Here is a 15,608-nt window from a genome sequence, read left to right on the forward strand (position 1 = left end):
TTAATTTACTGTTAAGTTTACACTCGTTCTAAGGAAACTTACAGGATAATCCGAACCATAAGGGACGCAGAACTTAAAATTAAACACGAGGGTTAAAAAATGGGTAAAATTCTAGAATCACTACCACTGACCATAGTCGCAGGTATCGTACTGACCGTGATTATGATTTTCGCAACTGATGCAATTTATGACAGCCAGATGAGCGCGCCGGAAGCCGCGATCTCTGATGTTATGAACAATATGTAAAGGAGGGATTTATTATGGACACAGAACTGTTTTTAATTCGTTACCTCCATGTACTTAGCGGTATTATGTGGATCGGCATTCTCTGGTACTTCAACTTTGTGCAAATTCCAAGCATGCCGAAAATTCCGGATGAACAAAAACCGGCAATCGGCAAAGTGATTGCACCGGAAGCCCTATTCTGGTTCCGTTGGGGTGCTTTCTTCACTGTTTTCTTTGGTCTCGCACTGGCCTGGAGAAACGGATATCTGGTTGAGGCACTGATGCTTCAGCAGCCAAATATCGGCTTCGGTATGTGGCTTGGCCTGATCATGGCCTTTAACGTCTGGTTCATTATCTGGCCGGCACAGAAAATTGCCCTTGGTATTGTTGAAGCGGACGCAGCATTAAAGCCAAAAATGGCCCGTCGTGCCATGCTTTTCAGCCGTACCAATACAATGCTTTCAATCCCAATGCTTGCCAGCATGATTTCGGTTCAAAACCCGATCATGTAATCAGCATTTGAGCATATCAATGAAGAAAAGCCGGGTTAAAACCCGGCTTTTTTTATTCTTTTTCTTGGTTACCTTATGTTAAAGCCTCGACGATTTTTTGTATGAGCGCTGTTTCAAAGGATACACCGTCAATTTCGCGTCTGTTGTCATTGCCCTGCCTTACGACCACCAGATCAAGGCTGGGAATAATAAAACTGTGATTTTGATTATGCCCGCGTGACATAAATAAGTCCTTTGGCACCCCCGGCAGGTCATCCATCACCCAGAATGAATAGCCGTAATTATTGGGTGTTGATCCATCCTTGCGCTGGAACCGGCTTGTTGCCAGTTTGAGCCACGCTTCCGGCACCAGTTGTTCACCTTTCCAACGACCGCCATTGAGCCAGAGATAGGCAAGCCTGGCATAATCCCGGGCCGTGCATCGAAATGTGCTTCCCGCAATAGAATTAAACCCATATGGGCTTTTGCTGCCATCGGCACCATAAGCATCACAGCCTATCGAACCACCAACGCCCCAACCCTGATTATCGGCAAAATTAAGTTCAAAACTGTCGGAATAGGGCATATCCCGATATTGATTATTGCGAAGCCCTATGGGCATGCCAATTGGGCCGAGTACTTTATCATAAGTATATTCACCAAGAGTTTTGCCGGAAATATTCCGCATGGCCAATGCCATTTGTTCCATGCCGAAATTGCTATACATGAAATCGCTTCCCGGCGCGAACAGAAGCTGTTCGTGGGAGGCGACCCCTTCAAAATTCCACCAGCCAAAACAATATTCATACATCTGATATGCGCCGCCGTAGCCCGCTTTATGCTGGCGTTTAGCAGTCCCCAACCAAGGTTCCGGCCCGGCATGTCCGGAAGTCATCGAAAGCACATGTTTGACCTTGATTTTCATCTTTCTTTCATCAGTAATGGGCTGGTCCCAGATCTGCGGGATAAGAGAATTTTCCCTGCTTTCCCCAACCAGAAGACTGTCCAGGCTGACTTGGTCTTTAAATTCATCAAGAAAAACACCCGCCCCGGTGCCAAAGACCGATTTGGTTGACGACTTCATATCGTTGCAGGTTTTCGCTGTCCAGTTTTTCGGCCCGCCCTTACGGCCCGTAACATAGCTTTCAGCAATCACTGCGCCCTTATGAATGATCAGGAGCGCTGCCCCACGACTTAAACTTACCGGGGACTGGTCATGAAATGAAACCGCTTTTTCAAGTTTTTCAGCATTAATGCCGGACAAATCCCGCGGATGAACACTGCGCCAACCGCCCTGATCCTCCGGTGGCGGGAAATAAATATCGCCTTTTGCAGCTGCATTTTGCGCCCTCGCACCTCCAGTAACGGATAATGTGGCGAGCCCGGCACCAGCGGCACCATAAAAACTCTTTGATAAAAATTGCCGTCTTGAAAGTTCACCGGCTGTTTTAACTGTCAATTCTTTGCTCCCCACATTACTGAAAGATTGTTTTATCAGAAACTTTGATATCTTAGCAAGGACCGCGCAAAAACAAAAAAGGCCGGACCATCTGATCCGACCTTAAATTACAGTATGGAGTTTTCTATCAGGTAACAGGGGACAGAGCAATTTCAACCCGGCGGTTTAAGGACCGGCCTTCAGTTGTGCTGTTGTCGGCAATTGGATAGTCTTCGCCCAAACCTTTAACAATAATTCTCTGGCCAATAATACCTTCATTCATCAGGACGTTGGCAACCGACTGGGCCCGGCGCTCGGACAGCATCTGGTTATAGCTGGAAGACCCGGTTGAATCGGTGTGCCCGAGCACATCGACATAGGTCTTATCATATTCCTTTAGGACCAGTCCTACCGAATGCAAAACATCGGAAAAATTGGGGTTCACATCCGCGCTATTGGTGGCAAAGGTAATATTGCCAGGCATATTCAGGATGATATTATCGCCGTTTCTGACCACCTGAACCCCGGTGTTCTGAAGCTGCTGACGCAGCTTAGCTTCCTGACGGTCCATATAAAAACCGACGCCACCACCGGCAAGTGCGCCGACACCGGCTCCGATCAGCATTGATTTACGGGTATTGTTACCACCGACTATCGCGCCGCCAATGGCCCCGACCACAGCGCCAATTCCGGCACCAACGGCTGTGTTGGATGTTTTTTTCTCGCCTGTATAGGGATCAGTCGCGCAAGCCGACAGCAGCAAGGCTGAGGTCAAAATAAGGGTTACTGGTTTACGGGTAATCATTTTCATATCTGGTCATCCATTAATTTTTAAATTTTGATAATTATTGAAGAGCGGAAATTAATAAAAGCTTAAACATAAAATTTTTTCTATTATTCTGCTTATGTTCAGACAACTTATATGACAGGGAAAAATGTTAAAAATAGGGCGTAGACTAATAAGGTCAGATTGCAATAAGTGCCGCTGTAACCTTACGGCCTTCCTGTAGCAGGACATTATAGGTCCGGGCTGCGGCCCCGGTATCCATCACCTCAATGGCAATGTCATTCTGGCCAAATTTCTGACGGATTGTCTTATCGAGAAACGCCATTCTTTCCCCCATACCAATAATGAGGATTTCGACATTTTCTGCCGCCTCAAGAATAGGAGACAGGCTTTCAAGGGTAATATCGTCCTTGTTGGTCACAGCCCAGGGGTAAAACCCGTTCGGAGTGATCAGCATTGAGCCTTCAAAGCGACTTTCACCCATGCGAAAGCCCCCGTCACCATAACCGGCAATGAAGGCTTCTTCGCTGGATTTTATTTCATTAAATTCCATTACCTGAACTGCTCTGGGATATGTTCCTTATGAGGTTCCGGCTTTGCCGTCGGTTCACGGTTTAGGTCAAACCACATAAGCACAGGCGATGCAATAAAGATCGATGAATATGTACCGACAAAAATACCCCAGATCATCGCCGCCGTGAAACCATGGATCACTTCTCCACCAAAGTAAAACAGCGCAAACAGGGCAATGATCGTCGTAAATGACGTCATTGTTGTACGGGAAAGCGTTTCATTAAGGGTATGGTTTAACAGTTCCGGTAAGTCCATCTTGCGGTATTTACCAAGATTTTCACGAATGCGGTCATACACAACCACCGTATCGTTAAGGGAATAACCGACAATGGTCAGGAGTGCCGCAATAATATTCAGGTTAAATTCAAGCCGGGTTAATGAAAACATGCCGATAGTTATAAGCACATCATGAATAAGCGCAATCACTGCACCAAGACCAAACTGCCATTCAAAGCGCACCCAGATGTAAAAGAGCACCGCCCCTATCGCCAGAAGCACTGATAATATTCCTGATTCAATAAGGTCACCGGAAACCTTGGGGCCAACAGATTCCGTCCGCTCAAATCTTACATTATCGCCGATACCCTGTTCCAGGGTGGAACGGACAATATCAACAACCTCACTTAAGGACTTATCTTCCTGATATTCTAGGCGAATGAGAATTTCATTATCCTGCCCAAATGTCTGCACGGCCACATCGCCAAAGCCAAGCTCACTGGTGAGGCTCCTGACTTTCCCGACATCCGTGGCATGATCCGTATGTGCTTCGATCAGAAAACCGCCTTTAAAATCAATACCGAAATTGAGGTCTTTAACAATATAGAGTGCAATTGAGCTGATTAGCAGCAATGACGACAAAACATAGGCAAATTTCCGCACACCAATAAAATTAATATGTGTATCTTCCGGAACCAGTTTAAGTAGTTTCATGGGTTCCTCCTTTAAAGTACAAGACTGCTGAGGCGTCGTTTACGCACCCAGGTGACAATCATTAATCGGGAAAGGCTGACCGCCGTAAATACGGAGGTAAAAATACCGGCTGCCAGGGTAACGGCAAACCCCTTAATCGGCCCCAATCCAAACTGAAACAGAATAAGCGCGGCAATCAGTGTGGTCACATTGGCATCAACGATGGTGCTGAGCGCCCGGTCATATCCCACCTCGATAGACGGGAGAACGCTCTTGCCGCGTTTTATTTCTTCACGGATCCGCTCAAAAATCAGCACATTGGCGTCAACAGCCATCCCGACCGTCAAGACCACCCCCGCAATACCGGGAAGTGTCAGGGTCGCTCCAAAAAGCGAAAGAATGCCAAATATCATAAAGATATTAACGGTAAGGGCCACATTGACAATGAACCCAAAAAATCCGTAAGTCAGCATGACAAATATCATCACAGCCGAAAGGCCTATAATAGAGGCTTTCTTGCCTGCTTCAACAGAATCTGCCCCCAAATCCGGGCCAACTGTTCTTTCTTCTTCCACAGTGAGTGGTGCTGGAAGGGCACCTGCTCTAAGCAGCAGCGCCAGATCGCTGGCTTCCTTCGCGGTAAAGCCGCCGGAAATGCTGGCCGACCCGCCAAGAATAGCCGTATTAATCCGCGGTGCGCTGATGACTTTACCGTCAAGCACAATAGCAAATGGTTTGCCGACATTGGCCCTTGTCGCATCGGCAAATAACTTTCCACCTTTTGTATTAAAGGTAATATTGACAACAATCTGGTTGTCCTGATCCACACCCTGATTTGCCTGCGCCAGGTCTTCACCGGGCACCATTACCCTGTTTTTGATGGCATAATAGGCAAGCGGATTACCATTTTCATCAACTTCATAGGAAGGAAGCACGCTCGTTCCCGGCGGGACACGGCTGTTTTTGGTCAGGGTCGCCATACTCACAGTAAGATCTGTCAGGTGAAAGTTCATCTGGGCTGTCGTGCCGATAATCGTTTTAAGCTCCTGAGTATCCTTGATACCCGGTACCTGTATAAGAACGCTGTCTTCGCCGTTCTGCTGAATGGTTGGCTCTTTGGTTCCCATGGCATCAATACGGCGTCTCAATACTTCAATTGACTGGGCGACGGTCTGGTTTTTCTTGTCAATGACCGCGGCTTCCGACAGATGCAAATTAATGACCGGTCCACTGCCATCCTCAATAACAAGATCATCCGCGCCGATTGACGTCATACTGGCACCGACTTTTTCAATAGATGATCTTATAACGCGGGTGGCGTTTTCCCGGTCAGCCGCATTATTTAATGTGACAACAAGTTCTTCACCGCGAATGGTAATTCTGTGCGTAATTTTCTCATCGCGCAGGTCATCCCGGATATTATCCCGCTTGTCTTCAAGCATTCTTTTGATCACTTCACTGACATCGACCCCCATCAGCATGTGTGCTCCACCCTGAAGATCAAGTCCGAGTGTTACCCTGCCACTTGGCATAAAGGATGGTAATTTTTCAAGCTGTTCATCGCTAAGAAAATTTGGCAGGGAAAGCAACATTCCAAAGAATGAGACGAGTAGAATTGTAATTACTTTCCAGCGCGGGAATTCGAGCATTTTCCAGATCCGTTTATAATTTTCCGTCTAAACTAATTATTTTTTATCGTCATTTGCCGGGGCCGGTTTACCCTGTACCTGACTGATTGTCGCCCTTAGCACCTGAATTTTAACATCCGGCGCAATTTCCAGTTCGACTTTTTCATCATCGATGACTTTGGTAACTTTGGCGATAATCCCACCCGATGTAATGACCTTGTCACCACGTTTCAACGCTTCAACCATTGCTTTATGTTCTTTAGCGCGTTTTTGCTGTGGTCTGATCAGCAGAAAATAGAAAACAACAAAAATCAGAATAAATGGCAGAAAATCCATCAGGCCATTTGCACCTGGCGCACCCGCACCCTGTGCATATGCTTCAGAAATAAACATTTTATATTCCTCGTTATTATTATAAAAATTATCTATTGGATATAAGCGCATGACAGCGTAAAAACAAGGATAAAGCTTTTATTTTTGAGGAATCGACCAAAACATGCCTGAAATTGACAATAAAACATTATCAAGAATTGCCGATGCACTGGATCGTCTGGCTCCGCAGGCGCTTCCAAACCCTAGCCTGGAAGGAGCGGATGCTTTTGTCTGGCAGGTAGACCCGGACCGTTTGGTCGGCATTAAAAACGTCAATCATGTCGATCTTGATATCCTTAAAGGAATTGACCATGTGCGCGATATCCTTATTAAAAATACAAAACAGTTCGCAGACGGTCACTCCGCCAATAACGCTCTGCTCTGGGGCGCGCGCGGAATGGGAAAAAGTTCACTTGTCAAAGCAATTCATGCCTGGATAAAAGATCTGGTCCTGATTGAAATCCACCGGGAGGATATCCCAAGCCTGCCAAGGCTGCTTGATATCATTCGGGCGTCGAATAAACGCTGTATTCTATTCTGTGATGATTTATCCTTTGACCATGATGATGGTACCTATAAATCATTAAAAGCCGTCCTTGAGGGCGGTATTGAAGGCCGGCCGGACAATGTTATCTTCTATGCCACATCAAACCGCCGCCACCTGATGCCCCGCGATATGATGGAAAATGAGCGGTCAACTGCCATTAACCCATCCGAAGCCACGGAAGAAAAAGTATCCCTTTCCGACAGATTCGGCCTGTGGCTGGGTTTTCATAGCTGCAATCAGGAAGATTATCTTTCAATGATTGATGGCTATCTAGACCATCACGGGATCAAAGCGGACAGAAAAAACATCCATACTGAAGCTTTGACATGGTCAAGGACCAGAGGCGCACGCTCAGGGCGTGTCGCTTATCAGTATATGCAGGATTTGGCTGGAAGAATGGGTATTAAACTATAATTTATCTTTATGCATCAATAAGATAAAAACTATCTTTAATGTGATCCTGAACCAGGATTTTAAAGGCAGTTTTCTTTTTCGCAGTGGGCATTATTAATGGCTTGTTTTCGGTCGCGTCCAACCGGGAAAGATAATATTCTACGCTATAAATGTCGGAATGTTTATTCATAATTTTTTACTCAAGCTTTAAGCGTTATTAGAGAGAATCGCCTGTTTTTTTAAGTAACTTTTTATACCCGATAATCATTACACTTTAATTAAATCCAAATTGTGGCAAATTTTGACATCCGGCCATAAAAAAGGCCGAAGAAACTCTCCGACCTTCATATAGTACATTAATTTAAGCTTGTAAAGCGCTGTTTTATATAGGGGTTTAGAAACCGCCCATACCACCCATGCCGCCCATACCGCCCATGCCACCCATATCAGGCATTCCACCGGACTTTTCTTCAGGGATTTCAGCAACCATGGCTTCTGTAGTAATCAGCAGACCGGCAACAGAAGCTGCATCTTCAAGAGCTGTACGAACCACTTTGGTCGGGTCAATAATACCAGCACCAACAAGATCTTTATATTCACCTGTCTGTGCATCAAAACCAAAGTTGATGTCTTTCTGCTCTTTCATTTTACCGGCAATCACAGCCCCATCATGACCGGCATTTTGTGCGATCTGACGGGCTGGTGCTTCAAGGGCACGGCGCACGATATCAACACCAACAGACTGGTCGGCATTGTCGCCTTTAACGCCTTCAAGCACGCGAATGGCATAAAGAAGTGCAGCGCCGCCACCTGGGACAATTCCTTCTTCCACAGCTGCGCGTGTTGCATGAAGCGCATCATCAACGCGGTCTTTTCTTTCTTTCACTTCAATCTCTGTCGCACCACCAACTTTAATCACGGCAACACCGCCGGATAGTTTGGCAAGACGCTCCTGAAGTTTTTCACGGTCATAATCGGACGATGTAGCCTCGATCTGTGTACGAATTTGTGCACAGCGCGAACCGATATCTTCTTTTGAACCGGCACCGTCAACAATCACTGTATCTTCTTTCGTGATATTGACGTTTTTCGCTGTACCAGCATATTAAGCGTAACCGTTTCAAGTTTGATACCCAGATCGTCAGAAATAACCTGGCCACCTGTCAGGATTGCGATATCTTCCAGCATGGCTTTACGGCGATCACCAAATCCAGGGGCTTTGATCGCGGCAATTTTTAGACCACCACGAAGTTTGTTAACAACAAGCGCAGCAAGTGCCTCACCTTCCACATCTTCTGCAATGATCAGAAGCGGACGGCTGGACTGTGCAACAGCTTCCAGAATTGGCAGCATTGTCTGCAGATTTGAAAGTTTTGATTCGTGAAGAAGAATATACGGATTATCAAGATCAACCGACATTTTTTCAGCGTTTGTAATAAAATATGGGGAAAGATATCCACGGTCAAACTGCATTCCTTCCACAACATCAAGCTCTGATTCAAGACCTTTGGCCTCTTCAACAGTGATCACGCCTTCTTTACCAACTTTTTCCATGGCGTTTGCAATCATCTGACCAATTTCTTTTTCACCATTGGCAGAAATGGAGCCTACCTGCGCCACTTCTTCACTTGTAGAAATTTCTTTTGAACGTGATTTAAGTTCTGCAGAAACTTTGTTGACGGCAAGGTCAATACCACGACGTAGATCCATCGGGTTCATTCCTGCAGCAACTGATTTAAAGCCTTCCCGAACCAGTGCTTGTGCAAGCACGGTTGCTGTTGTGGTACCGTCACCGGCAACATCATTGGTACGTGAAGCGACTTCACGGACCATTTGTGCGCCCATATTTTCATAAACGTCTTTAAGTTCGATTTCTTTTGCAACCGATACACCATCTTTTGTGATGCGCGGTGCGCCAAATGATTTTTGAAGGAGTACGTTACGACCTTTTGGACCAAGCGTTACCTTCACTGCATTGGCAAGGATATCAACACCGGCAACAATACGTGCGCGGGCATCAGTTCCAAATTTTACGTCTTTAGCAGCCATTTTTAAAATTCCTTATTTTTGCTAATTTTCATTACTGATTGAGGCGCCGATTATTCAACGATGCCTAAAATATCGGATTCTTTCATAATCAACAGTTCTTCACCGTTAACTTTGATTTCAGTGCCGGACCATTTTCCGAACAGCACTTTGTCACCTGCTTTAACATCAAGTGGCGTGACTTTGCCATCTGCGGCTTTTACACCGTTACCTGCAGCAATGACTTCACCTTCGCTTGGCTTTTCCTGTGCTGTATCAGGGATGATGATACCACCCGCTGTTTTCATTTCATTTTCAACGCGACGTACGAGGACGCGATCGTGTAAAGGACGAAATCCCATTTTCTCTACCCCTTTTTTGGGTTGTTAATATTAAAGTGTTAAATCAATGTGTGTTAGCACTCATCATGTGAGAGTGCTAACAGCTGTAGAGAACAGATAATCGTTACAGGGAAATAGTCAAGGCGTGTATGAAAAAAAATTATATTTTTTTCTAAGATTTTTTCCGGCTTTTAAAAATAATGCTCACAGCACCAATCAACCAGAGCACCGCTCCTCCCACAGCAAGTTCCATGAAACCAATATTTACCAGCCGCCAGATAAGGTCAAAAGCCACAAGGAAAAGGGTTGAGTAAACAACAAGAATTATAAAGCTCCAGCTAAAGCGATTTTCATCTTTATTCCAGATCATAATTGCTCCCCTTCAATTTTTTTCAGCTCTTCGGCTTTAAATAAAATACTTTCACCGCCGACAACCACATCACCGATTTTAACGGCCGGTGTAAACTGATCAGGTACATCGACAACAACGGTACTGCCCAGATGAATCCTTCCCAGGCGCTGGCCTTTTTCAATTTTATCTCCAACCTTTGGCCAGACTTCGATTCTGCGTGCAAGCGCACTGGTGATCAGGCGTACTTTAATAAGTCCCCAGTCAGACTGGATATGGATAATTTTCTGAACCGGACCCATCTTTTCTTTCAGATAAACCATATTATAGGCTTCACCGTCCATTAATGTATCGCCCTGGTCTTCCACTTTGACGACAATCCCGGCAACCGGGGAGCGCTGAACATGAACATCCCAGAATGTCAGGGCAATGACCACATAATTAATACCGTCCTTTTCATCAATATAACGGATACTGCCATCAGCCGGCGCCACCATATCATCACCAGCCGGGATATTACGGTCGGGATCTCGGTAAAAGAATGCCATGAAACCTTCATCAATATTACTGGATGTCACCCAATCGGCAACCTGCTGTGTCGGCCAGCGCTTATTCGGGCCGAGCAGATCAAATATAAGCGGTGAAGGATATGGAAAGCGGACCGCCCAATATCCAATAACCATACAGCAGGCGGCTAATATGGCAATTTGCCAGAAAATGACTTTTATCGCTTTGAATATATTCATTTTTGTTACGTCACCCGGTATATTTTGTATGTATTATATTCAACTGCACCTGATGTTATCCTGTTATTATTAAAATAAGACTAATGGTATACTGCAGATCAGCAATAGCTTTATATTATCAAATAGAGCAATATGGTTGTTGCGCCTATTGTAAGCGCATAAGGAAGCTGGGTAATCACATGATCCATATGATCGCTGCCTGCCCCAATTGATGCCAGAACTGAGGTATCAGACACCGGTGATGAATGGTCGCCGAAAATACCGCCCCCAACAACCGCGGCCAGTGTTTTATAGACGATTGGGTCATCCGCTACCCCGCCTGAAAACCCATAAGCAATAGGCAGAACAAACGGGATCATCAAGGCAAATGCTCCCCAGGATGTTCCTGTTGAGAAGGATATCACCGCCGTAATAAAAAATGTTGAGGCCACAAGCAGGGTTGGAGTCATGAAATCTTCGGAAAATGCCATTATATATTCCGCAGCCCCAAGCCCTTTGGTCACTGAATTAATGCAATATGCCAAAGCCGTGATAATGATTGCCGACATAACACTCTTGGCCCCTGCAATACCGATTTCCGTAAGGTCGCTGAAATTTTCCACATATTTTTTGATATAAAGCGACGTGCCAAGATAAATCACCGCCATAATAAAAGCTTCCAGTATCATCAGTCGGCCAAAAGCAAAATACGTGACAATCACCGTGCCAAAGACAATAATGATCGGCACTGCAAAATCCCAGAACAGATAGGCTTTATCAAATTTTTTCTCGAAAAGTCCGCCACCTTCATCGCTGACCATGGGAATGGCACCATCCCGCAGAACCTTGCCCTCTTCCTTTGCTCTTTTTTCAGCCTTTCTCATAAAGGAAAAATCAGGCATTATTTCAAGGCTTATCAGCATGGTAAAGATCACCAGCAAAATCGGATAAAGATTATAGGGGATAGACCCGGCAAACAGGGTAATGGCTTCATCTATTGAACCGATTGGTCCCCCCTCTTTTGCAATCAGGCCACCGATATAAGCCCCCCAGGACATAAAAGGTACCAGCACACAGACCGAGGCTGTGGTTGAATCTAGGATAAAGGCAAGTTTCTCGCGTGAGACTTTGGCATTATCGGTTAAGGGCCGCATCACCGGGCCAGTCATCAGCGGGCTAAAATAATCATCAACAATTAAAAAACCCATCAACCATGTGGTAAACTTTACTTTTCTGGGTGATGTTCCTGTTTTTGATACTTTATCTGCAAAGGTTACCAGCACCCCAGCACGCTTGAACAATTCAAACAGGATGCCGATAAAAATAATAATCACACAGATACGGATAAATTCCCCGCCCAGACTGTTTTCTATCAAACGGACCAGTCCACCTGCAGGATCAAGCCCGTATAAGGTCGCCAATGGATCATAATCGAGCATCATGACCCCGATCAGACATCCAGCAAATAATGAAAAAATGGCACTTCTGGTCCAGAAAGCCGTAACAAGTGCAAAAATGAGCGGCACCAGTGACCACACCCCGTAATTAACCGCTGTTTCCATAATCATCCCTCTTTACTTTTTTAGGATATTAAAGTCACGGTTCCGGGAAGTACAGAATTTAAGCCATCAAATGCGCGCTTTTTTATCCACCCATTTCTGCCAGATGATAAAGCCCCCCGCTAAAACGGCAGTGATAAGCAATAGCGCTTCCACAAATGTCGCCCTTTCAAGGTTGAGCAATAATGTCGGATCAATCCAGAAGGATACGAGCAGGCATATAAAACAAATGCCCCGGGCGACAAGCAGTCTTTTTCTTGGCCGGGCATTGCTCATTTTTCATCCTTTTCTCTGTCTAACGCCCCAATGCCGCTTTTAATTTTGCCAGCATATAGGCAAAGCGCCCTTTAAAAGTGGGCGGGAACGCGATTATATCAATAAGGTCATTATAATATTCCGATCCCCATTGTGTTTTATAACCGGAATCACCAAGACCATTATTGATATATTTTATACCTTTAACGATGGCATCGGAAACAAATTCCACTTCCATTCTGACACCCGTATTAAAACGGGCAACTTTTTCATCATAGCTGCTGGTCAGATAATATCTTATTCCCCCGGCATCCAGAGCCACTTTTTTACTGACCGGTTCACCATCAAGATATATTATCCAGACACTGAGCGCTTTTTTATAAAAGTCATCCTTAACCAATTCGTTCCAGTAGGTCTGTTTTTCCCGCCCCATAAAACGCGGCTCTCCGGATTTGGATACCCATGCATTGCTTTCGACCGTTTCAATATCCTTAAATATCTTTTCCCAGATCGCACTATCCACGTCGTTAAAATGCTTTAATTCCACCTTGCCCAATGCGTCCATTTTACGGGCGTGGGAACGCATTTTCTGACGCCTGTTTGCACTGAAGCCCGACAAATAGTCCTCAACACTGGCAGGAGGCGCCATGCCGTAATTGGCACCGATCGTCATTGTTATGATTTTCCAGCTATTCTGTTTCAGCTTTTCAGTCAGTGCATTAACAAAAGGATCGTTGCTTTCCACCGGTCCCATCCGAAAGCCGTATATTCCTGGTATTTCACCTAATTTTGCTGCCGCATTTTCAATAAGGACGCTTTCCGGACCGGTATTGACAATTCCGCGATGCGGAAAATATGCCCCCGGAAGTGATGCAAATTTAAGGGGCCCCACTTTCTGATAGGCGTAGGGAATAATGGCGCAGTTACTATCAGTCCCGTCAACATAGATATACTCAATGTTCCTGGTCCAGCTGTTTGATGACTGAACAAGGTTAAGCCATGATTGAAACCAGCTCTTTCTCAGGAATCTAATGCCCGGAGCGCCGCCAGCATCCATGCTTTTCCAATATTTTTCTGACAATTCAGTCATTAAACCACTCAATTCAATCCGATTTTAGTTCGTTGGCGAATACACGCCCTTATTATCTTCTATTTCCAAAACCCAGAGATCAGGATCGAAATCAATCTGACGCGCGATATAGTGGTCCGCATCACGTTCTTCAATAAATGCCTCACCCTTTGGCTGTTGCCACGACAGGGTACCATCCATATCCCGGCTTTGTGTGTATATTTTGCACCCTTGTCCATAAACATACTGTTTAATCAGCAACAAACCCCGATCTTCATCGCCCTTATGATTTACAGTTGCAGACATAGACATATTCTCACAGCGTCTGATTTCTGCCCCGACAATCAAGCTGGTTTTAAGTCTGGCTTCCAATGAAAATCAGGCCTTTTTCCGGCTGGATTCTGATGGGCTACGGCCCATCCCGACGGTGCTGTTGCTGACCCTTTTCAGTTCCTCTATTTCGGCAGAAATATGCCCTCTTTTCTCTTCGCTCATTGGCGCAATTTTCTCAACCTGGGCAATCAGCCGATCCAGCCCCGCACTTACCAGATCAAATTTTGCCGTGACATGATCCGATGCCTTGGATACATCACTTAAATCTTTGGCAGTTTTATTCAGGTCTTCCAATATAGCGTTTTTAACAAATGCCGTATCAGACGCCTTGCTCACTTCTTTATTAAGGGAAGTGATCAGTTTTTCTATATTGCCTGATATTGTCTCAAATGTTTTATCCTGCCCCTTATCCAGTTTTTTCTGAATTTCCTCAATTTTCTTTGAATAATCCTCAAATCTTTTTGAAATATCCTTTGACGCATCTGTTGATTGTTTCGTCAGCTGATCAACAAGTTTCTGCAGCTCTTTTGTTTGTTCAGCGGTCGTTTTGCCAATCTGTTTCACATAATCATCAAGGGTTTTTACAATCAGGCCATTGACTGCTTCTTCCTGTTTCTCATTAATGGATTTGGAAAAATCCTTAAATGTTGAAACGGTTTTATTAAGGGCTGATTCAACAGATTCAAACTGCACCGCTTCCTGTTCTTTGGTTTCATAATTAAACAGATCCTCAATCATTTTCACCACTTCACTTGCGCGATGATAAATATGTCCCATAAAAACTCTGAACAGTCCCGCCATAAAAACACCGACACCAATACAAAGCGCAAATGAAGACGCCCCCATAAGGAATATTTCATTACCAACAAGTGTTCCATCCTCAGACTGCAATGCTCCGGCAAAGGAAACGATAAACAGCAAAAAGCCGATACCGATCAATACCCGCGGCATTGGTCTCATAAACCATACAGAAAGCCTGGAATTTAAAACACGGTCAATTTTAAAAATCTGTGACGCCGGTGCCAATACGCTGACAATGACCGGATTGATTACCTTTGCTTTTCCCTTATCAATAAAGGTTGTTTTTTTACGTATATCCTTTTCCTGACGCTCAATTATATAAGACGCATAAGGCACCGCAAATTCAGCATAAACCAACTTGAATTCTGACATAACTTTCAGAAATTTTTCTTTTGTCACATGCTGCGCATTATCTGTTGCTCTTGGCAGTTCCGAAATTCTGCCTTTCAGGGAAACCAGACCGACAATATTAACCACGGCCGGGATCAGAAATGCGAATAAAAACATAAGAAGTGAAAATGTTGACCAGTAACTGGCAATACCCCAAAGTGAACTACCATCCAGAAGCCGGGTAAAAATGCCATTTACTTTAATATCAAAAACAAACTGCAATAATGAAAACAGCCCGGAATTTAAAAAATATGCCGCGACCGCCGAACCCAGCAAAGCGATCATAAATAAGAGGTTTCTGGGTAAATTATCTCTGTTTTCCTGCATTCTTCCTGCTCTTTTATTGTCTGTTTTTTTAACTTATACCGCAATGTTAAGGCGAATTAATTAATTAACTT

The 15,608-nt window shown here is 44.8% G+C and carries 17 protein-coding genes and 1 pseudogene; 3 read left to right on the forward strand and 15 right to left on the reverse strand.

What is annotated here, in order from left to right; all coding sequences use genetic code 11:
• Positions 1-99: 99 nt before the first annotated feature.
• Together R3D86_11580 and R3D86_11585 are read left to right on the forward strand one after the other, a co-directional pair.
• Complete coding sequence (locus R3D86_11580; GenBank protein ID MEZ5758851.1) at positions 100-246, forward strand: hypothetical protein; 147 nt, start codon at positions 100-102, stop codon at positions 244-246.
• A 14-nt stretch (positions 247-260) separates the two neighbouring features.
• Complete coding sequence (locus tag R3D86_11585) at positions 261-737, forward strand: urate hydroxylase PuuD (GenBank protein ID MEZ5758852.1); 477 nt, start codon at positions 261-263, stop codon at positions 735-737.
• Positions 738-810: 73 nt separating this feature from the next.
• On the opposite strand, the gene R3D86_11590 is transcribed toward R3D86_11585, so the two are convergent.
• From R3D86_11590 to yajC, 6 genes are all read right to left on the reverse strand, one after another.
• Positions 811-2,175 carry a serine hydrolase gene (locus R3D86_11590; GenBank protein ID MEZ5758853.1) on the reverse strand — a complete coding sequence of 455 codons (1,365 nt, stop codon included), beginning with the start codon at positions 2,173-2,175 and terminating at the stop codon, positions 811-813.
• 127 nt (positions 2,176-2,302) lie between these two features.
• Positions 2,303-2,965, reverse strand: coding sequence for an OmpA family protein (locus R3D86_11595; protein ID MEZ5758854.1), 663 nt, complete (start codon positions 2,963-2,965; stop codon positions 2,303-2,305).
• 154 nt (positions 2,966-3,119) lie between these two features.
• On the reverse strand, positions 3,120-3,494 hold the full coding sequence (locus R3D86_11600; GenBank protein MEZ5758855.1) for an Mth938-like domain-containing protein: 375 nt from the start codon (positions 3,492-3,494) through the stop codon (positions 3,120-3,122).
• Positions 3,494-4,444 carry a protein translocase subunit SecF gene (secF, locus tag R3D86_11605; protein ID MEZ5758856.1) on the reverse strand — a complete coding sequence of 317 codons (951 nt, stop codon included), beginning with the start codon at positions 4,442-4,444 and terminating at the stop codon, positions 3,494-3,496. The genes R3D86_11600 and secF overlap by 1 nt, the downstream gene beginning before the upstream one ends.
• Before the next feature lie 11 nt (positions 4,445-4,455).
• Positions 4,456-6,072 carry a protein translocase subunit SecD gene (secD, locus tag R3D86_11610; protein ID MEZ5758857.1) on the reverse strand — a complete coding sequence of 539 codons (1,617 nt, stop codon included), beginning with the start codon at positions 6,070-6,072 and terminating at the stop codon, positions 4,456-4,458.
• A 36-nt stretch (positions 6,073-6,108) separates the two neighbouring features.
• On the reverse strand, positions 6,109-6,444 hold the full coding sequence (gene yajC, locus R3D86_11615; GenBank protein MEZ5758858.1) for a preprotein translocase subunit YajC: 336 nt from the start codon (positions 6,442-6,444) through the stop codon (positions 6,109-6,111).
• A 103-nt stretch (positions 6,445-6,547) separates the two neighbouring features.
• Between yajC and R3D86_11620 the strand changes: the two genes are divergently transcribed.
• Positions 6,548-7,384, forward strand: coding sequence for an ATP-binding protein (locus tag R3D86_11620; protein MEZ5758859.1), 837 nt, complete (start codon positions 6,548-6,550; stop codon positions 7,382-7,384).
• A gap of 373 nt (positions 7,385-7,757) precedes the next feature.
• Here R3D86_11620 and groL read toward each other — a convergent pair.
• The 9 genes and pseudogenes from groL to R3D86_11665 form a co-directional block, all read right to left on the reverse strand.
• Positions 7,758-9,412 (reverse strand): annotated as a pseudogene (gene groL / locus R3D86_11625) (chaperonin GroEL).
• Positions 9,413-9,462: 50 nt separating this feature from the next.
• Positions 9,463-9,750 carry a co-chaperone GroES gene (locus tag R3D86_11630; GenBank protein MEZ5758860.1) on the reverse strand — a complete coding sequence of 96 codons (288 nt, stop codon included), beginning with the start codon at positions 9,748-9,750 and terminating at the stop codon, positions 9,463-9,465.
• 151 nt (positions 9,751-9,901) lie between these two features.
• Entirely contained in the window at positions 9,902-10,099 is a 198-nt protein-coding gene (locus tag R3D86_11635) for a hypothetical protein (protein MEZ5758861.1), read from the reverse strand.
• A complete protein-coding gene (locus tag R3D86_11640) occupies positions 10,096-10,824 on the reverse strand; it encodes a phosphatidylserine decarboxylase (GenBank protein ID MEZ5758862.1) in 729 nt (242 codons plus the stop codon). Before R3D86_11640 ends, R3D86_11635 begins: the two co-directional genes overlap by 4 nt.
• A 110-nt stretch (positions 10,825-10,934) precedes the next feature.
• Entirely contained in the window at positions 10,935-12,365 is a 1,431-nt protein-coding gene (locus tag R3D86_11645; protein MEZ5758863.1) for a Na+/H+ antiporter NhaC family protein, read from the reverse strand.
• 66 nt (positions 12,366-12,431) lie between these two features.
• Positions 12,432-12,638, reverse strand: a complete 207-nt coding sequence (locus R3D86_11650) for a hypothetical protein (GenBank protein MEZ5758864.1) — start codon at positions 12,636-12,638, stop codon at positions 12,432-12,434.
• A 19-nt stretch (positions 12,639-12,657) separates the two neighbouring features.
• Complete coding sequence (locus R3D86_11655) at positions 12,658-13,707, reverse strand: GNAT family N-acetyltransferase (protein ID MEZ5758865.1); 1,050 nt, start codon at positions 13,705-13,707, stop codon at positions 12,658-12,660.
• A 24-nt stretch (positions 13,708-13,731) separates the two neighbouring features.
• A complete protein-coding gene (locus R3D86_11660; GenBank protein MEZ5758866.1) occupies positions 13,732-14,058 on the reverse strand; it encodes a DUF1491 family protein in 327 nt (108 codons plus the stop codon).
• 6 nt (positions 14,059-14,064) lie between these two features.
• Positions 14,065-15,537 carry a hypothetical protein gene (locus R3D86_11665; protein ID MEZ5758867.1) on the reverse strand — a complete coding sequence of 491 codons (1,473 nt, stop codon included), beginning with the start codon at positions 15,535-15,537 and terminating at the stop codon, positions 14,065-14,067.
• Positions 15,538-15,608: the final 71 nt, after the last annotated feature.

The sequence above is a fragment of the Emcibacteraceae bacterium genome, from assembly GCA_041396985.1.
Taxonomy (GTDB): Bacteria; Pseudomonadota; Alphaproteobacteria; order Sphingomonadales; family Emcibacteraceae; genus Pseudemcibacter.